The following is an 18918-nucleotide window of genomic DNA, read 5'->3' as shown; positions in this document are numbered from 1 at the left end:
TTGAGGAGCTATCTCATGAATATCAATCAATTAAACAGATCAGATGCAATTTCACACCCAGTAGCACCAATGCCGGTTACTCAGAAGAAAGTCATGTCTGATACTGACGTTGCTCCATCACCTGTTTCAACTGGACGACCTACAGTAAATAATAAATCAGAGACAGTAGAACAAATCAAACAAGCTGTTCAAGAAATTCAGGAGGCAGCAGATATTCTGGGACATAATTTGCGTTTCTCAATTGATGAAGAAACTGGCAAATCAATCATTAAGGTATTGGATGCCCATACTGATGAGGTTATTCGGCAGTTTCCCACAGAAGAGGCCATTGAAATAGCTCGCAGCTTAGACAAGATGCAAGGATTGCTACTTAACGACAAAGCATAATAAAAATTCTAATAGAATCAGAATAACAGGACTCAAAAATGCTTTCATCTCCAGGAATTGGATCAGGTTTAGATGTCACCGGTATTGTCAGCCAATTAATGGCATTGGAACGCCGCCCCCTGTCATCCCTTGATACCAAAGAGGCTAAACAGCAAACTCAGCTAACTGCTTTCGGTAGCCTAAAGGGTGCGCTGTCCTCATTCCAAAGCAGTCTTTCTGCGTTGGCCAATCCGGAAAAATATACCGCCAAAACGGCCAGTCTTGCCGATACAACATTGGCCAATGTAAGCGCCAATTCGACTGCAGCAACAGGCAGCTACTCCATGGAAATCCAAACACTCGCACAATCGCATAAATTAAAATCTGCTAACTTTGCAACTACCGGCACCACAATCGGCAGCGGCACTATAACCATACAGTTCGGCACATACAGTGGCGGCGCATTTACACTGAATTCAGATAAAGCTGCGCAATCAATTTCCATTTCTCCTGACAATTCATCATTGGCTGGCATCCGTGACACTATCAATCTAGCTAACGCAGGAGTAACCGCCAGCATTGTGAATGATGGCACTGGCAATCGTTTAGTGATTGCTTCAACGGATACTGGTTTGAGCAACGCCCTAAAAATAACTACAAATGATACTGATACAAACAATACCGATAATGTAGGATTATCTCAGCTTAATTACGATGCATCCACTGGTGGCACGACTAATCTTACTGAGACTGTGGCAGCCAGCAATGCCACATTAGTCATTGACGGCATTCTAATTAACAAAGCATCCAACAAAATTACAGATGCTATTGAAGGTGTCACGTTAGATCTATTGAAAACAAATACTGGCACAACAACAACCTTAAATTTATCTCGAGACACAGCAAACACTCAGAGTGCAGTGTCGTCATTTGTTAAAGCTTTTAATGATCTTAATAAAACCATCGTCGATCTCTCAAAATATGATGCCGCTACTAAGCGCGCATCTATTCTAACGGGGGATTCAACCGTTCGTTCAATTCAGACACAATTACGTAACACAATCTCCGATCCACTGACTACTGCAGGCGGCGGCCTGAGCATACTAACTGAGGTAGGCGTTTCTTTTCAAGCGAATGGCACTCTCAAATTTGATTCAACTGCTCTATCCCAAGTACTGAATGATCCGACAAAAGATATTTCGACACTGTTTGCCTCCGTTGGAAAAACCAGTGACAGTTTAGTATCATTTATCAGTGCTAAGCCTGATACAAACAATGGCAAGCACTCATTGGATATCAGTCAAATTGCGACACAAGGCACTGCGGCAGGTAGCGCTCCTGCTGCGCTGAGTATTAATACTGGAGTCAACGACACACTAAATTTCACTATTAATGGAGTAAGCGCTAGTGTAACTCTTGCAACAGGCACTTATACGGCAACTTCACTGGCAGCTGAAATCCAGTCAAGAATCAATGGTGCACCAGAAATTTCTGCAGCCGGTATAAAAGTAGCACTAAGCGAGTCAGCGGGAAAATTAACTATCACTTCCGATCAATTCGGTGCTGCATCAACTGTATCAATTACAGGCGGGAATGGTAAACAGGATTTATTTGGCACACCTGTTGAAACCAGTGGTCTAGATGTGGCTGGGACGATTAATGGCGTCACCGCCACAGGTTCTGGTCAAATCCTAACCGGTGCTGCCGACAGCAGTGGACTCACTCTCAAAATATCCGGTGGCAATACAGGTGCTAGAGGAACTGTCGATTTTGCGCATGGCTTTGCGGCAAAGCTGGGTAAATTAGTAGATGATATGTTGAAATCTAATCTAATTGATAATCGTATTGATGGCATTAATTCATCAATCAAAGATATTGAATCACAGAGAGAAGCATTAAATCAGAGACTCGAGGGAGTAGAGAAGCGTATACGTGCACAGTTTTCTGCACTGGATGCGACAATCGTCAGCATGACCCAAACCAGCAATTTCTTACAACAACAATTGTCCAGATTGCCTGGTGCAAGTAGCTAAAAATAAGCTCCAAGAAGTAAGCTTTTTATAATATAAAAGAGAGTACCAAATGTTTACTACCAAGAATAATGCAATATCCGCCTACCAGCGTATTGGTGTTGAAACCGGCGTTGAGTCAGCTGATCCGCACAAACTTATTTTAATGCTATTCGAAGGAGCACAAGAAGCACTGGCGAGAACCAGAATACATATGCAGAATAACGAGATCGCAGAAAAAGGACAAATGATTTCAAAAGCCATCATGATTATTGATCACGGCTTGAAAGCTAGTTTGGACATGAATGCGGGCGGTGATTTGGCCATTAAACTCCAAGCACTTTATGATTATATGACGCACCGATTATTAATGGCTAATATTCAGAATAATATTGAGACACTGAATGAAGTAAATAAACTTTTATCCGAACTATATAGTGCCTGGAAAGAAATCGGAGAATCCAATGGAACTCTAACTGCAATAAAAGCAATTGCTACCTAAACAAAGATTTCTGTGACAAGAAAAAGGATATGTAAAAGAATGGATAATGCGCATACGATAATAACCTACAATGCCATTTTAGCAACAACTGGGAAAATGCTGACTGCTGCACAAAATAGCGAATGGGATCAATTGGTATCATTAGAACAAGAATGTAGAAAGCTAACCGATAGCCTCAAAAAAAATGACACGGAGCCTTTACTAGATAAAGAATTACAGCAAAAAAAGGTAAAAATTATTCACCAAATATTGGATAACGATGCCCAAATTCGAGCAATCATTGAACCTTGGATGGCAAGACTACAAGATATGCTCAGCATTAATAAACGCACACGCAATCTTCAACAAACATATCAACCTGTTAACAATGTATAAGCATCCAAATAAAGTATCAGAATATGTTGCTTCTATTGGATAAATACAAGCTGTCGTGAATCCAATCATTATCAAAACCGATTTAATCACGCCCCTAACACAGATAAAATCTGTTTCACCGATAGCACCTGTAACAGCAATTCTTGATTCACAAAATTCTTCTAGTAAATTTGAGCAAGGACAAAAATATCAGGCATTTGTTGAAGCACGTTTATCTAATGGAAGTTCCAGAGTCTTGGTTAACGATAAACTACTCCAGATAGATCTCCCTGCAAAGTTTCAACCCGGCAATAAACTAGAATTAGTTTTCATTTCTCACCAACCAAATCTAAAATTCCTTATCCTCGACAAAGCAACGATAGAATCAAAGGAAAATATCGCTTCAATAAGCACCACTGGACGATTTATCGGCCTCCTAATGCATGATACTTTAAAGCATGCTCCAACAAATACCGCCCAATCACTAACAAACTCTTCTCCTATTCTGAATGGAACGCTAACAAATAGCACTGAATTACCCGGTTTATTGCAAAAAACAATTACCCAAAGTGGGTTATTCTATGAATCACATCAGGCTCAATGGATTAATGGAGAAAATACACTGGAGAATTTACAACAAGAACCACAGGGTAAGTTAATGTTAGCAGTGCCTGAACTATCTGTGACTAAGACAGCGATTTTAGCTTCGCCAAGTCCTGAAATGCCAGTGCATGTTCAGACTCTGCCACTAGTACAGCAACAACTAAATACACTGGAAACCGGACATCTATTCTGGCGAGGTGAAGTTTGGCATGGCCAATCGATGGAATGGGATATTTATGAACAACAATCTGAAGATGGAAACAAGACCGATGAATTCGATCATGCAGCACAGTGGCGTACGCAACTTCATTTATCGTTGCCACAACTGGGAGATGTTACCGCCAACATCTTATTTAATGCCCAAGGTATTAATATTAAATTAAAAACATCACAAATTGATACGTCTAGTTTATTAAAAGACAATCGATCATTACTCACGACAGATATGCAATCCGCAGGATTAACCATACAAACGGTAGAAGTTCAGCACAATGACAATGAATGAATCTTACCCCACTGCTGTAGCGCTTGCTTATCAAGAGGGACAAATCGCGCCCAAAGTCATTGCTAAAGGTCGAGGCCTCATTGCTCAGGAAATTATAAGGCGCGCCAAAGAAGCGGGGATTTATGTTCATGAATCAAGTGAATTGGTCGCATTATTAATGCAGGTTAATCTCGACGATCGTATTCCGCCACAGCTTTATGTCGCAATCGCCGAATTACTTGCATGGCTTTATCGCTTGGAAAAAGCAAAAACGCCTTTGACTGCTAACAGTCTTGGCAGCAAGATCACACAACAAACTTTGGAAGGACATTGAAATGCTCGCACCCAATGAAGATACTGAAACATACGAAGTATTAGAGCCTACTATGCTAACTCCTGAAGAAAAAAGTGAAAAATTCCGCATTAACTCGGAAATTGATATTCTTTTTATACTTCGCGGAATCATGCAAGCAGATTCACTGATTACACTTTATCCTGACTATGAAAGCGATTTTATACTAACATCAATTCTATCCATAAACTCTGAAAAGAAGGAAATGGTGATTGATTATGGCATTAATGACAAACATTGCCATAAAGCACTTAATTCCAAAGAATTAGTATTTGTTACTACACAAAATAGAGTAAAAATAGAATTTGTCTGTAATCAAATCAAGAAAATACAATTTAATAATAAAGATGCATTTTTAGTCAATGTTCCAGAAATGCTTCTACGTATACAAAGAAGAAATCATTTCCGCATTACTACTCCTATTGTAAAACCACTTAAATGTGTTATTCCAATACCCGGAAAAAGTTCAACAGCTGCCAAAGCGGAAGTAGCGATCCTTGACATAAGTTGTGGCGGTACTGCTGTCATCGATCAGCACCCAATTATCAATTTTGACCCAGGCATAATTTATAGCAATTGCCAAATCATGCTCCCAGAGATTGGAACTATTAATGTCACTATCCAGGTAAAAAACACCTACGAAATCACTTTACGTAACGGTCAAAATTGTATGCGCGCCGGATGTCAGTTTATCAATCTAGCAGCAAGTATGGAGGCTATGATACAGCGCTATATTATTAAACAAGAACAAATTAGAAAAATGAAATAAATTAAGATTCCTTGCTAAAAGGAACAACTACAATTCAGTTTGACCTGCCTCTTCCAGAGGCCTGATCAATAATATGCTCTTCTGTTCAAGCATCGCGAAGCGTGGTTACAAAGCATTCGTTGTGTTTGTGTCACCATTTTTTCAACGGCATGCGTCTAATGTAGTACGACATGGCCTTGTTTCATATAGAGATATTCCTCGAATTAAAACAAAACAAGCTTAAACAACAAAGCAACCAATAAGACAAATAGCGTAAAATAAAAGCAATCTATCACCTAGCCATGCGCCAACCAATATAGTCAGAATCTTTCGAGAAATCATCCCAAATGAACAACGGATCAGGCGCTGGATAGGTTGGGAGCCAAAAAGTGGCAAGATCCAATACACCATTTCCAGTGCGACTGGCAGTATGAAAAATACCCCATAACAATCCTTCTGCAGTCCCAATGACAACATTCTTGTCTCTCTGTCCCCACAAAATCATATTTTTTGGTAATTCCATCCATCCGGTGGTTGCATTAGCTACTCCGCTTATAATCTTCGTGCCCGCCCTGCTAAAATAAACTCTGTTAGTAATTTCTTCCATGGCCTGAACCTGTGACGAAAAAATAAAGCACAGCGATATCACCAAGGCTAATTTTCTAATTGTTCTCATTATTAATACTCTCCTTACAGTTTTAAAAATAATGATTATGCGTCCATTAAAATATTCAATGAATAATATTGAATATAGTATGATTGAAAGTAGGTTAATTTGGAGTATTCGGAAAATGTCTGATATGTTAGAGATCGTTTTATATTCTGCAATTGCATTAGTTGCGGGTTTATTTGTTGCACAGTTTATCAATGAGAAATTTCGCAAATAATAAGCCTGCTTAGAGAGCAGTTCGCGTAGTATTATGTTTCTGAATTCTGACTGATATCTTTTCGAATGGATCGAACGCGGTACATTTTGTGGCAGAAAAATCCAAAGCTACAGCCCACAACCTCATACAAGATCCACGTCAAATTCCAATTATGCTTCCTTTCATCCTTAATCGCTTTCAATTTCCCCACATTTATTTGTTTATTTGCTCGACATCTGTATAGGTGTATTGACACATGATTTCAAAATGAGTCGACCTGAAGTGCACTCGGAATCGATAAATCCTGGCAAACAGGCGGCGAACACAACTTTAAAAGGAATAAAGAAAAACCTTATTTAACTTATACGAATGCAATAGTATAGCGATCTTAAATTACGCAGAAGGATCTGAATATGAAAAAAATAATTTTGATAATTACATTGATACTCTCACTGATTCTATATGGATATTATGCAATAACCGGTGATGAAATAGTATTGGCTCCCATATTGCTTGGCCTCCTTGTTTCATTTACTTGTGCAATGATGTTGCTGACAGAAAAATAGCAGTAAAACCCAATCTTCATTAAAATTATGCAAACTAGGACCCAATCATTCATAGAATCATTCGCCAATGTTATCATTGGGTATTTTGTAGCCTTAGCCGCTCAATTGATCGTGTTTCCGATCTATGAAATAGAAGTCAGCATGAGTCAAAACATTCAAATTGGATTAATCTTCACGGCTGTTTCAATAGCGCGCAGCTATCTGCTACGACGTTTTTTTAACCACTACCATCACCGCCGATCCGAAAATCAGGAAATTATCCGCTAATAGACTTCATGATTCGGCTAGCTTCGTATCAGGTCGCTCCGTACTCAACCTCAACCGCAAGCTCATAAACATCATAATCCAGGCTGTCTGTAAGAAACTAAAACCATCTACTGTAGCGTTCAATATTTTCTTATTAATTAACTGCCTGAAATATGTTCAGCGCGCAAGGCTTTTTTATCAATTTTCCCGACGCTGGTTTTAGCAATACAGTCAATCCGTTTAAATTGCGTTAGCAGTGCATGCTTCGAAATCAATCCACGCGCGGCACATAGGCGCACATGATCTTGCGCAACCGATTCACTGAACAAGGCTGCATCTACAACCAGCAAAGCCAACGGACGCTCTCCCCAGCGCTTGTCCGGCATGCCGATTACGGCCACCTCCTTAATTCCTGCAACCGACACAAGCACATTTTCCACCTCCAATGAAGACACCCACTCACCCGCAATTTTAATAACGTCTTTCATACGATCGGTAATGCGTAAATATCCATCCGAGTCGATTACACCTATATCCTGCGTGTGCAGATAACCACCTCGCCAAAGCGCTGCACTTGCTTCAGGATTATCGTGATATCCCGGCGTCAACCAAGGCGCCCGCACAACCACTTCACCACTGCTTTGCCCATCGTGGGCTTGCGACTGCATCGCATCATTAACAATTTGCAAATTTACTAGCGGTATGGCCCGTCCAGCACTGCATAACACCGTCAACGAATCTTCCGTCACGGCTTCCTCTGCACTGCTGTAGTTACCGCTCAACTGTGCCAACGTAAGGATCGGCGCTGTTTCGGACAAACCGTAACCGGAGAAGCAATCAACCCCCATTTCCAACGCTTGTCTGGCTAGCGCCTGAGGCAGTGCTGATCCACCCACCACAACCTTCCATCCACGCAAATCGGTTGCTGATGCTCGCGCTGCCGTCAATACCATTTTCAATAACGTGGGCACGCAATGTGAACAGGTAACTCGCTCCTCACGAATTAATTTCAGCAGCATTTCGGGAACATAGCGCCCCGGATACACCTGTTTCACACCAAGCAACGTTGCAATATACGGAACACCCCAGGCATGCACATGAAACATCGGCGTCAACGGCATATAAACATCATTCGCATGAAATCGTTGATGTACCGCCGGCGCGGCTAACGCCATCCCTGCCGCAAGAGTATGTAATACCAGCTGCCGATGCGTGTAATAAACTCCCTTGGGCACACCGGTAGTGCCGGTGGTATAGAACGTCGTCGCCCGCGTATTCTCATCAAAATCTTCAAAATCAAAATTACTTGGCTGATTTGCCAACCAAGTTTCATATTCACCGTCAACATACGCGGTAGCTGGGAAAACTTCCGCCTTATCCATCATCAAAATAATCTTGTGTATTCCTGACAGTTCCGCGCGTATACCATCGATAATCGGAACGAAATCCACATGCAGCAGCAATACTGATGCACCGGAATGATTTAAGGTAAAAGCAATCTGCGTCGGTGTCAGGCGCGTATTCACCGTCATCAGGGTTGCACCATACATCGGGATTGCAAAATAACATTCAAGATAACGATGGCTATCGTGATCCATGACTGCAATCACATTCCCCTGCTGAATATTATCAGCTGCCAACGCCGCACCGAATTGCTGAATTCGCGCATACACTTGACGGTAACTCAAACGCAAATAATCACGATAAACAATTTCTTGCTCAGGCGCATTCGCCAAAGGCGCATGCCAAAGCTGTTTCAGTAATAATGGATACAATGTTATTTTCCTTTGACTGAATAATTAGTCCAAGCAAATACCCGTCCAGAAATTTTCTGTCCAAATGCTTGCCTAAGAATCATACAACTGACTGGCATCAGCAGCAATCAGACTAGAATCTTAATCTTGGCCTCTGATTCAGTAGTAACCGCAAAGCATTGCCATTGATCAACCCTGCAATTCAAATTGTAGCTCGCAGGGGAGCTAAGAATCATAACAACAAATTGTGTATAAGCACTGAATTAGGAGCACAACTGGACCGGATATAGATAAATCGCAGGAGAAAAGTTATGAAACCAGTTCTACTACTATTACCGTATTTGCTTTTGAGTGGCTGCGCTGGATTACCGCCTGCAATCGGAAATGCGCCAGCAATAAACGTTTCCTATAATCAGCTCAGCCATGACGTCAATAACTATAAGGATGCACCTGTACGCTGGGGAGGCGTGATTATTGACGTGGAAAATGAGGAGTATGCAAGTTTGATGCAAGTTCTATATTATCCTCTCGATTTCAGTGGTCGCCCGCAGTTACACAAAGCAGGCGAAGGTCGCTTTGTGGTCAAAACCACTGAGTTCCTCGATCCGGAAGTCTATTCCAAAGATAAGGAAATTACCGTTGCCGGGGTAATTGCTGGCGATATTGAACGGACTGTCGGGAAAAGAATTATTCAAGTACCGCTGCTATCTGCAACGGCAATTCACCTTTGGCCAACCTATCCCAATTATTATGACAACCGGGGTTATGGTCCTTATCCCTATTTTGGCTATCCTAGTTACTATCCATTTTTCCGGGGAGGAATTTATGGGCCTTATTATCGCTGGTGATCTGCAATTTTATTTGCCATAACTGAAAAATTTCCTGCGTAGTATAAATATTCGCATTGCTAAAAATAGTTTATCGCATTGGTCTCTTTTTTTTCAAGGATATGGCCATTTTCCAAAAGGTTCTCATAAAAATGCAGTTGGTTCTTTCCGTTTTGTTTTGCATGATAAAGCGCTTGATCTGCACGTCCGATGATTTCGGAAGCCAAGTAGTTCAATTCGTTGATCAAGGTCGCGCCCATACTGATTGTCACGCCATCGATTTGCGGAAAGCGATATTCTTGAATCTTATTACGAAAACGCTCCAATGCTTTATAGGCCTCTTCCTTATCGGAAACACGGAAAATCACTACAAATTCCTCTCCACCAAAGCGAAACAATAAATCCCTTGCGCGGAAATTTTGCTTCATCACATAGGATAACAGCAGCAAAACCTCATCTCCCATGATATGACCAAACTGGTCATTGATCGATTTAAAGTCATCAATATCAATGATAGCGAGGCAGAATTTTCCTACTTCCACCTTTAGCCTTCTCCGGTTTAACTCACTACCATCATGATCTTGATTAAGATCGGAGCTTAATGTAAGCGCACTTATCTTCTTGATATTCGCTTCAAATGTTTGACGGTTCAATAAACCAGTTAGCTTGTCTTTCTGACTTTCATCCAACAAACTACAAAAATTATGCGTAATACTCAGCAAACTGGAAATGATCAGCATTTCTTCTTCAGTCAATGAATGAGAAAGTTCAAAAGTCAACATCCCCTCAATTTTATTGAGGGACAGTATGGGATAAACGACCAGATACCGGTCTTCTTGGTAATGAATATATGGTTTCTTCGTTGTCTCTATCCACAACTGAGCAGATTTTATTTCCTCAGGGATCATGATTTCGGATGTATAAATCTCCTGTGACTCTGAGAATTTTCTTTTATCATCATCTTGAATCAAATTAGTTGAATAAGTCGACAACCAGCACGTAGTATTGAACTGATCAAGCTTGTACATTGAAATTTGATTAATTCTTAAAAGCTCAGTCAAAGTTTTCAATAAACTGGATTCGAATAATTCAACGTCTCGAATGGTAGTCAAAGATACTAATTTATTCAGCAGGGAAGGCGGTACAACGTCTTTTTTATTAGGCATGCGTAAGATTTGGATGACAAGGCAATATCGTAATTATATCCATATTACTTAGATGGGTAAAACCTCAATATTAATAAAAAGAGTTTAAAATCGCTCTTAGACAAAAACTATCTGGCTCATTCAGAAATTTGCAATTGAAATATCTGCAGTCTGCAGACACCTAAAGAACTCCTAAAGGATTAGTAGTAGAATACCACCAGACCTGCATATCTGGGCTCATTACCAGAAAACTTTACAATCAGTTAAGTAGCAAGAAATTGATGAAAGGAAAAAAATCATGCATGTAACCATTGTCTACGCTTCAGTCAAACCGGAAAAAATAGAAGCATTCAAGAAAGCTTGCCGACTTAATCACGAAAACTCCATTCTTGAGCCAGGCAATGTGCGCTTTGATATTCTGCAATCCGCGGATGATCCAACAAAGTTTGTATTTTACGAAGCCTATAAAACTCAACAGGATGCGCTCGCCCATAAGGAGACTACACATTACCTGTCATGGCGGGACACCGTCGCGGATTGGATGGCAGAACCACGTCAGGGCGTCCCCTATCAAGGCTTGTATCCGGTCGTAAACAGCTAATGTTTAGTTTCTCCATCGCTCGACTGCCGCGTATCGAATTTGGCACGGGTGTTATCAAAAAATTGCCGGATATTATCGCGAGTTATGGTTCACGCATCTTACTTGTAACAGGAGCAAGCTCGTTCACTAATACCAATCACTGGGAGACTTTGATCAATCAGCTCCAACAACACGCAATCAGATGGCAGCACTGCGTGGTTGCTGAAGAACCCTCCCCTAAGCTGATCGATGATCTGGTAAAAACATATGCCAACCAATCATTTGATGCCGTGGTGGGCATCGGCGGCGGCAGTGCTTTGGATGCCGCCAAAGCCATTGCCGGACTAATAAAAATTCAACGCTCGGTCATGAATTACCTGGAAGGCGTCGGCCCAGAATTACCGTACCAAGGCCCAGCCATCCCATTCATTGCCGTACCCACCACCGCCGGAACCGGCAGCGAAGCCACCAAAAATGCCGTGCTAAGCGTGCAAGGTGAAAAGGGTTTTAAAAAATCATTCCGGCATGACAAACTGGTCGCTGAATATGCCATTGTCGATCCGGATTTACTCGCCAGTTGCCCACCTGAAGTAATCGCCGCCAACGGCATGGATGCATTAACGCAACTGCTGGAATCGTATGTATCGATCAAATCCAATGCTTTCACCGATGCTTTGGCAATCAGTGGCCTGCAAGCCGCCCGGGATGGGTTGATTCCACTCTACCGTCAGGAGGGGGAACTGCAAGAGCATCGCGAGAAAATGGCCTATGCCGCGTTACTCTCTGGTATCACGCTGGCGCAAGTTGGCCTCGGCGCGGTCCATGGCCTAGCTTCCCCACTAGGCGCTTTTTATCCAATCCCCCACGGCGTCGTCTGCGGCACCCTAGTCGCATCCGCCACGCGAATTAATATTCAAAGCATGCTGGCGCGCGAACCCAGCAACAAGGCACTGGCAAAGTACCTGCATGTCGCCGAAATTCTCTGCCAGAAACGCTTCATCGATCCTCAAGCCGCGTATAACGCACTAATCGATTTGCTGGTGCAATGGACCAACGAACTTGCCTTGGCGCGGCTATCGCATTACAGTTTGCAAGAAACTGCGTTAGATAAAGTCATCGCTAATTGCCGTGGCAGCAGCATGAAGACCAATCCAATTGTGTTGAAGGATGAAGAAATCAGAGAGATATTGCTGGAACGATTGTAATAAAGCACCCCACCGCAAGCGGCGGGAAATATAACCCAATGAGATTAAAGCTATCCCTATCCCTCCAATTCAAACCGCAATAGATTCCAGCTCAGCCCTGATAAATAAAAAACGACGGAGAATAGACATGACCTCAGCCCATCAAAAAAACGCAAAACTATATCGCATGGTGATGAAAGATCATATCTGCCCTTATGGTCTCAAATCAAAGGACTTGCTGGAGCGCGAGGGCTTTAACGTTGAAGACCATCACCTTGAGACACGTGAAGAAACAGACGCCTTCCAGGAAAAACACCAGGTCGAAACGACGCCTCAAACCTGGATTGATGGCAAACGTATTGGCGGATACGACGCGCTGCGTATGTATTTCGGAGAAAAAGTCAAAAATGATGATGACACCAGCTATAAGCCGGTCGTCGCCATATTTGCCGTCTCCTTTCTGATGGCACTGGCCATGAGCTGGGAAATTTACGGGACTGTATTTACCATTCGCGCCTTTGAATGGTTTATTTCCGTTGCTATGTGCTTGCTTGCAGTACAAAAATTGCAGAATGTAGAGAGTTTTTCGACCATGTTCCTAAATTATGATCTGCTGGCTAGAAAGTGGGTGCGTTACGGCTATCTCTATCCGTTTGGAGAAGCACTCGCGGGTATCCTAATGATCTCGGGTGCGCTCGTTTGGCTATCTTCTCCCGTCGCGCTCTTTATCGGCACCGTAGGCACAATTTCGGTGCTTAAGGCCGTGTACATCGACAAGCGCGAATTGAAATGCGCCTGCGTCGGTGGCGGCAGCAAGGTGCCATTAGGTTTCGTATCCTTGACCGAAAATTTGATGATGATGGCAATGGGGATCTGGATGTGGATAAAATGAACACACACCTTTAGTCCTTCGGGAGACTCTATTAAAAGCCAGCATCAATCAGAGTAAGTCTATGATTCTTCAACTACAGATCAAATTTGGCTTGTAATGCCGTCACAGGCGCATTTCAATTTCCGTAGCATAATTGTTGAATTGGCGGTTGTTACGGGGAATTGTAGAGTATTCGAAAGAGTCAATGCAGTATCATATTGGGAGAAATTACGGAGATAACATATGACGAAGAAAACTGAAACACTCAAGGCAAATGCCGTGGGGATAAACCATGTGGCGCTAGAGGTTGGAGACATTGATAAAGCGTTGGAATTTTATAGTGGTTTCTTGAATTTCGAAATTAACGATAAAAGTGACACGCAAGCTTTTATTTATTTCGGCGATCAATTTATTAATTTCACCAAGCATAGCGATAGAAAACCTGATGAAAAAAGACACTTTGGAATTGCTGTTGATGATAAAGAATTGGCGCGACAGTCACTGGAAGAAATGGGTGTTAAGCTTTTAAGTGGCTCTTTCCTTGATTTTCTTGACCCGTGGGGAAATCGAGTAGAAATTACGACCTATATTAATATTCAATACACAAAGGCAGACCATATTCTGCGCGGTATGGGGCTGAGTAATCTCAAAAAAACCGCGCAAGCATTGGCAGAACTGCGTGCAAAAGGTATGGCACCAGAATGAAATTTATGGAAAGCTTTTATGAATAAATCAATAGCTACATTTTCAGCGTATAACCCAACTACCGTCTAGTTTATTTTCACCTTACGGCCTTGTGACATAGGCTAAAAGACCAATATCTACGTTGGTATCCGCGACAGCCCTAGAAAATTAAAAACCTATTAAGAAGAAAAAATTTCTCCCAAAAAATTCGCAATCGAACGATACGCTCGGTTCGCCGCCACTTCCTTGTATACCGTGCCGAAGCTGGGATTATTGGCTTTCGGGTTGGTGAAAGCGTGCATCGTGCCACCATACACATGCACCTGCCAATCCACTTGGGCTTGGGTCATTTCAGTTTCAAATGCGAGCACTTGTTCCGGCGGCACCATCGGGTCGTCGTGGCCGTGCAGACAGAGCACCTTTGCAGTAATTTTTGTATTGGCGACATTGCCGGGCGCGAAAATGCCGTGAACGCTGATCACGCCTTGCACATCCGCACCAGAGCGCACCAGTTCCAATACGCACATGCCGCCAAAACAATAACCCATCGCAGCAATTCTTGAGGTATCGACTTGCGGCAGTTGCTGCACGGCTTGCAGTGCAGCAGTAATTCTGCGCCGCAGCAGGGCGCGATCCTGGGCAAACGGCGCCATCAACGCGCCGTTCTTTTCTGCGTCACCATCGGCACCGAATATGCCTTTGCCGTACATATCCAGCGCAAAACCCACATAGCCCATGTCGGCGATGCTTTCCGCTCCTTTACACGCCATTTCGCGCCGTCCGCTCCAGTCATGCGCAACCAACACAGCAGGCTTTAGTTTGTCGGTTTCATGATAGGCCAGATACCCTTCCAGACTTGTGTTTCCATCCTGATAATCGATCATTTTTGTAATCATATTGTCACCTTTACTTGAAAGCAGTGATAATCTCACCATGTCGTGTTAATGTATATCCGTGAAAATTGACCTAGAGGACTCGATCATGACTCATACATTCAAATCATTATTAACCGGTATTTCCGCGCTCGTTTTGTGTGCAGCGTCTACACATATATTAGCGCAGGATTTTCCCTCGCAAAAAGTTTTACCATTGGAATTATCAACCCAGGCGGCGATGGCGGCAATCAAAAAATGTCACGACGATGGATTCAAGGTTAGCGTGGCCATTGTCGATCAATCCGGTTTGCTCAAGGTACAATTGAAGGCCGATGGCGCAGGGCCGCATACGCTCGATAGCAGTCGCCGCAAGGCCTACACTGCAAACAGCTTGCGTGATTCGACGCATAAATTTGCCGTCCTGGTGACGCAAAAACCGGAATTACAAAGTTTGACCCGGATGAATGAAAACATTCTGTTATTGGGCGGCGGTTTTCCGATCAAAATCGGCGGTGAGGTAGTGGGTGGCATCGGCGTCGGCGGTGCACCAGGAATTGAATACGATGAAGTCTGCGCCAGCGCGGCACTGAAAGTTTTGAAAGCGGACGATGCATTTGAGAAGCAGTAATTATTCTCCCCGCATCAGGGCGGCATATGCGATGAACATTTCCTCCAGAAACAGACGTGGATTGAGCGGATGACGCGACAGTTGTTGTTTGGTGTTGAGTTCCCGCGTAAAAGTCACGCACGCAAGCAAATCGATCTGTTCGCTTAGCGCTTGAATGGCCGGCAACTGGTTCAAATAGTAGCGGATTTTCCCCGTGGTGTGATAACTGACCAGATCATAGCACCATTTTTGCAGCCAATCGACGACAGCAGGCAGATTCGTTTGCTGCAACGATCCGGCCAACGACAATGGATCCAGTTGCTTGGGATAGGCAATGTGCTGGATGAATTGCTCGTAGTGCGCCGCATATTCTCCCTTATCCAACAGCAATGCGGATAAGGGTGCATAACCTGCGCCCGCGAGGCGACCTTCGGGATCATCAACCGCTTGCTGTTTCAACCAAGCAACAGCGGTTTCAACGTCCGGAATTGGCATCGCAATTTGTTGACAGCGGCTGCGTAGGGTCGGCAGCAAATGCTGCGCCTGATGCGTGACCAGGATGAACAACACATTTTCCGGCGGCTCTTCAAGCTTTTTCAGCAATGCATTGGCTGATGCAGTATTCATCGCTTCCGTCGGATAGATCAGAATAATCTTGTAACCGCTTTGATGACCTGTCAGATAAACAAAATCGGAGAGTTTACGGATCTGCTCGATGCTGATTTGCTGGCTGACGCTTTTTTTGCTTGCCGCGCTACCGGATTTTTCTTCACCCTCCTCTTTCTCGCTCCCTCCCGACATGACAGCAAGTGCTTCCGGTATCACCGGATAAAAATTAGGATGACTGTTTTGCTCAAACCAACCACAACTCAAACATTGCCCACAAGCCTTGCGATCAGTCCTTGGTACGATACAGAGCAATGATTTCGCCAGTTGGCGCGCAAAATCATATTTGCCGATGCCTGGTTTACCTTTGAGCAACAACGCATGCCCCAAGAATTGTCGGCTGTGCGTCAATTTCTGCCAAATGTCCTGTTGCCAGCTATAAATATCACCCATAATTCAACAGAGGCTGCAACGTCTGTTCAACCGCGTCCTTGACTCCCGCTAAGGATTGGCTGCTGTCGATGATTCTGATACGGTCAGGAAACTGCTTTACTCTCTCCAGATACGCTGCGCGCACGCGCTGAAAAAAGTCAGCTTGTTCTTGCTCAAAACGATCCCTATTCTTGATTTGACTAACGCGCTCTTGCCCGATTTCTACCGGCACGTCGAAAAAAAGCGTCAAGTCAGGTTGCAATCCGCCTTGCACCCATTGTTCCAAGATAGCCAGTTTATCGCTATCCAATCCCCTGCCACCGCTCTGATAAGCAAAGCTGGCATCAGTGAAGCGATCCGAGACCACCCATTGGCCTTGCGCAAGGACGGGTAGAATGACTTTATCCAAATGCTCCCGCCGCGCAGCGAACATCAGCAATGCTTCGGTTTCCGCATGCATAGCCATGGTCTTGTCCAGTAGTATTGCACGCAACTGTTCGCCCAAAGCCGTCCCGCCTGGCTCGCGCGTCACTACGACTGACTTTCCTACGCGCTGCAATAGTTCGACAATCCACGCCAACTGGGTCGATTTACCCGCACCGTCTATGCCTTCCAATGTAATGAATTTGCCCTGCTTCATACGATTCTGGTTTTCAAGTTTTGTTAAGGTAAGCTACCATGGAGGATCATAGGATTATCAGCTCATTTTATCATGCACATTGATGCCGCCGGTTTGTTGGATACCGCTCGATTCATCGCATCCCCTAACTGTGACGACCGTCCAGAGGATACCAAAATCAGCTTATTGGTGATCCACAACATCAGTCTCCCGCCCAACCAATTTGGCGGCAATGGCGTGATTGAATTGTTTACCAACCAACTCGACCCGCAAGCACATCCTTATTATCAATCATTACAGGGATCGAAAGTATCGGCGCATTTTTTCATTCGCCGTGATGGTGCAATCATTCAATTTGTCTCCTGTATTAAACGTGCCTGGCATGCGGGTGTATCTTGTTGGCAAGGGAAAGAGCGATGCAACGACTTTTCGTTAGGCATAGAACTCGAAGGCAGTGACACCATACCGTTTACTGAGAACCAATATTCATCATTGACTGCACTGACACAGTGCCTATGCAATCAATACCCCATCCAACATATTGCCGGACATTCCGATATCGCACCTGGACGCAAAACCGATCCGGGATCTTGTTTCAATTGGAACAAATATGCGTTAGAGCTTGGCGACAAGAAAGTTTTCACTGCAGCCCAGCATTTATTATGATGCGGAAAGCACGCTGCATCATGTACATTTTCCTGGACTAGCTGCGTATCACCCGATAGTCTGCGGTTAATCGACATTCACCTCCCGGCACGACTTCCACCACATCATTCGCAGCATTCGTCGTTTCAACGCACAGCAAGCGCTGGTAATCAGCGTCTTCCAGATCGGCCATTTCCTTGGAAATTTTTTCCCAGGGATTCCAAACCACTGCGGTTTTAGTGCCTTGCGAAGTAATCTGAATATGTCGATTGAGCGCACTATCGGCAATTGTTAAAGTATTTCCCACATCCAAATAGATGCGATCGACTTCGGATTCGATGGTCACAGCGCCCGATTGTTGTTTTTGTGCATTGCTGCCGCCCGCCTTGTCGATATATTCACAGTTTTCCAAACCAAGCACTTTCGTCCGTGCAATATCCCCCACTTTAAAATAAGTATGAAACGCTTGCGTAATGGAGAATTTTTCTTTGCCGGTATTACGCGTGATCAGAGACAGATTCAAACTTTCGCCAATTATAATTTCTTGCTGCAGACTGAACGATTGCGGCCAGATCTCGCGCGTGTCCGGCGTATCTATTAAACCTAGCGTGACTTTGACATCACCATTTGTCATGGCTTCGGTTGCCACGACATTCCACGCACGATTGCGCACAAAGCCATGTCCCGGGCCCTTGCCTTCCGGATCGGCGCCAAACCATGGCCAGCAAATCGGTGCACCGCCTTTGATCGCTTTGCCGTCCTGGTAATACGCTTTTTCACTCAAAAACATGACATCTTCCGGTTCACCGACTGGCTGATACGACAACACTTGTCCGGCATGAATTGAAACCAGTGCTTTGGCTTTGGCGCTATTCACCTGAATCATCGGCAATCCGCCTTTACCGACGATAAATTCAAGTTGCCCTGTCAGTTTGTATTTAGCGTTGAGTTGCTCAATAGTCATGATTTTCCTTATTCAATTGTTGGTTACTC

21 protein-coding genes are annotated in these 18918 nt (G+C 43.7%); 14 read left to right on the top strand and 7 right to left on the bottom strand.

Annotated elements, in window-relative coordinates; all coding sequences use genetic code 11:
- The first annotated feature begins 15 nt into the window (after positions 1-15).
- Genes Q0C11_RS01425 through Q0C11_RS01395 form a run of 7 tightly spaced genes read left to right on the top strand, consistent with a single transcriptional unit; the run spans position 16 to position 5439 of the window.
- Complete coding sequence (locus Q0C11_RS01425; protein WP_293005096.1) at positions 16-387, top strand: flagellar protein FlaG; 372 nt, start codon at positions 16-18, stop codon at positions 385-387.
- A gap of 38 nt (positions 388-425) precedes the next feature.
- A complete protein-coding gene (gene fliD / locus Q0C11_RS01420) occupies positions 426-2399 on the top strand; it encodes a flagellar filament capping protein FliD (protein ID WP_293005094.1) in 1974 nt (657 codons plus the stop codon).
- Positions 2400-2448: 49 nt separating this feature from the next.
- On the top strand, positions 2449-2877 hold the full coding sequence (fliS, locus tag Q0C11_RS01415) for a flagellar export chaperone FliS (protein ID WP_293005092.1): 429 nt from the start codon (positions 2449-2451) through the stop codon (positions 2875-2877).
- A gap of 39 nt (positions 2878-2916) precedes the next feature.
- The gene (locus tag Q0C11_RS01410; RefSeq protein ID WP_293005090.1) at positions 2917-3252 is read left to right on the top strand and encodes a flagellar protein FliT; all 336 of its coding nucleotides are present in this window, start codon (positions 2917-2919) and stop codon (positions 3250-3252) included.
- Positions 3253-3307: 55 nt separating this feature from the next.
- Positions 3308-4339, top strand: coding sequence for a flagellar hook-length control protein FliK (locus tag Q0C11_RS01405; RefSeq protein WP_293005088.1), 1032 nt, complete (start codon positions 3308-3310; stop codon positions 4337-4339).
- Entirely contained in the window at positions 4326-4652 is a 327-nt protein-coding gene (locus Q0C11_RS01400; RefSeq protein WP_293005086.1) for an EscU/YscU/HrcU family type III secretion system export apparatus switch protein, read from the top strand. The genes Q0C11_RS01405 and Q0C11_RS01400 overlap by 14 nt, the downstream gene beginning before the upstream one ends.
- 1 nt (position 4653) lies before the next feature.
- Positions 4654-5439, top strand: coding sequence for a flagellar brake protein (locus Q0C11_RS01395; RefSeq protein WP_293005084.1), 786 nt, complete (start codon positions 4654-4656; stop codon positions 5437-5439).
- Positions 5440-5710: 271 nt separating this feature from the next.
- Here the strand turns inward: Q0C11_RS01395 and Q0C11_RS01390 are convergent, their stop codons facing one another.
- Together Q0C11_RS01390 and Q0C11_RS01385 are read right to left on the bottom strand one after the other, a co-directional pair.
- Positions 5711-6094 (bottom strand): exosortase system-associated protein, TIGR04073 family, encoded by a 384-nt coding sequence (locus tag Q0C11_RS01390; RefSeq protein ID WP_293005083.1) that lies wholly within the window; start codon positions 6092-6094, stop codon positions 5711-5713.
- Positions 6095-7254: 1160 nt separating this feature from the next.
- A complete protein-coding gene (locus Q0C11_RS01385; RefSeq protein ID WP_293005082.1) occupies positions 7255-8871 on the bottom strand; it encodes a long-chain-fatty-acid--CoA ligase in 1617 nt (538 codons plus the stop codon).
- A 290-nt stretch (positions 8872-9161) separates the two neighbouring features.
- Here Q0C11_RS01385 and Q0C11_RS01380 point away from each other — a divergent pair, with 290 nt between their 5' ends.
- Entirely contained in the window at positions 9162-9698 is a 537-nt protein-coding gene (locus Q0C11_RS01380) for a Slp family lipoprotein (RefSeq protein WP_293005080.1), read from the top strand.
- Positions 9699-9757: 59 nt separating this feature from the next.
- Here the strand turns inward: Q0C11_RS01380 and Q0C11_RS01375 are convergent, their stop codons facing one another.
- Entirely contained in the window at positions 9758-10843 is a 1086-nt protein-coding gene (locus tag Q0C11_RS01375) for a GGDEF domain-containing protein (RefSeq protein WP_293005078.1), read from the bottom strand.
- 277 nt (positions 10844-11120) lie between these two features.
- Here Q0C11_RS01375 and Q0C11_RS01370 point away from each other — a divergent pair, with 277 nt between their 5' ends.
- The 4 genes from Q0C11_RS01370 to Q0C11_RS01355 all read left to right on the top strand — a co-directional run bounded on the left by Q0C11_RS01370 (position 11121) and on the right by Q0C11_RS01355 (position 14162).
- A complete protein-coding gene (locus Q0C11_RS01370) occupies positions 11121-11423 on the top strand; it encodes an antibiotic biosynthesis monooxygenase (protein ID WP_293005076.1) in 303 nt (100 codons plus the stop codon).
- The gene (locus Q0C11_RS01365; RefSeq protein ID WP_293005075.1) at positions 11423-12607 is read left to right on the top strand and encodes an iron-containing alcohol dehydrogenase; all 1185 of its coding nucleotides are present in this window, start codon (positions 11423-11425) and stop codon (positions 12605-12607) included. The genes Q0C11_RS01370 and Q0C11_RS01365 overlap by 1 nt, the downstream gene beginning before the upstream one ends.
- A 127-nt stretch (positions 12608-12734) precedes the next feature.
- Positions 12735-13478 (top strand): glutaredoxin, encoded by a 744-nt coding sequence (locus Q0C11_RS01360; protein ID WP_293005074.1) that lies wholly within the window; start codon positions 12735-12737, stop codon positions 13476-13478.
- 222 nt (positions 13479-13700) lie between these two features.
- The gene (locus Q0C11_RS01355) at positions 13701-14162 is read left to right on the top strand and encodes a VOC family protein (RefSeq protein ID WP_293005072.1); all 462 of its coding nucleotides are present in this window, start codon (positions 13701-13703) and stop codon (positions 14160-14162) included.
- A gap of 158 nt (positions 14163-14320) precedes the next feature.
- Here the strand turns inward: Q0C11_RS01355 and Q0C11_RS01350 are convergent, their stop codons facing one another.
- A complete protein-coding gene (locus Q0C11_RS01350) occupies positions 14321-15076 on the bottom strand; it encodes a dienelactone hydrolase family protein (RefSeq protein WP_293005070.1) in 756 nt (251 codons plus the stop codon).
- Between the two features lie 46 nt (positions 15077-15122).
- Between Q0C11_RS01350 and Q0C11_RS01345 the strand changes: the two genes are divergently transcribed.
- Positions 15123-15644: a heme-binding protein gene (locus Q0C11_RS01345; protein WP_293005068.1), complete on the top strand. Its 522-nt coding sequence runs from the start codon at positions 15123-15125 to the stop codon at positions 15642-15644.
- On the opposite strand, the gene holB is transcribed toward Q0C11_RS01345, so the two are convergent.
- A complete protein-coding gene (holB, locus tag Q0C11_RS01340) occupies positions 15645-16682 on the bottom strand; it encodes a DNA polymerase III subunit delta' (RefSeq protein WP_293005066.1) in 1038 nt (345 codons plus the stop codon).
- Positions 16675-17301 (bottom strand): dTMP kinase, encoded by a 627-nt coding sequence (tmk, locus tag Q0C11_RS01335; protein ID WP_293005064.1) that lies wholly within the window; start codon positions 17299-17301, stop codon positions 16675-16677. The genes holB and tmk overlap by 8 nt, the downstream gene beginning before the upstream one ends.
- 72 nt (positions 17302-17373) lie before the next feature.
- On the opposite strand from tmk, the gene ampD reads away from it, so the two are divergent.
- Positions 17374-17946 (top strand): 1,6-anhydro-N-acetylmuramyl-L-alanine amidase AmpD, encoded by a 573-nt coding sequence (gene ampD, locus Q0C11_RS01330; protein ID WP_293005062.1) that lies wholly within the window; start codon positions 17374-17376, stop codon positions 17944-17946.
- Positions 17947-17983: 37 nt separating this feature from the next.
- Here the strand turns inward: ampD and Q0C11_RS01325 are convergent, their stop codons facing one another.
- On the bottom strand, positions 17984-18889 hold the full coding sequence (locus Q0C11_RS01325; protein WP_293005060.1) for a D-hexose-6-phosphate mutarotase: 906 nt from the start codon (positions 18887-18889) through the stop codon (positions 17984-17986).
- Between the last annotated feature and the right edge of the window lie 29 nt (positions 18890-18918).

Origin of the sequence: Nitrosomonas sp., from assembly GCF_022842015.1 — a bacterium.
Taxonomy (GTDB): domain Bacteria; phylum Pseudomonadota; class Gammaproteobacteria; order Burkholderiales; family Nitrosomonadaceae; genus Nitrosomonas.
Note: the sequence above shows the minus strand (reverse complement) of the source record. Positions and strands in the feature narration are given on the sequence as shown.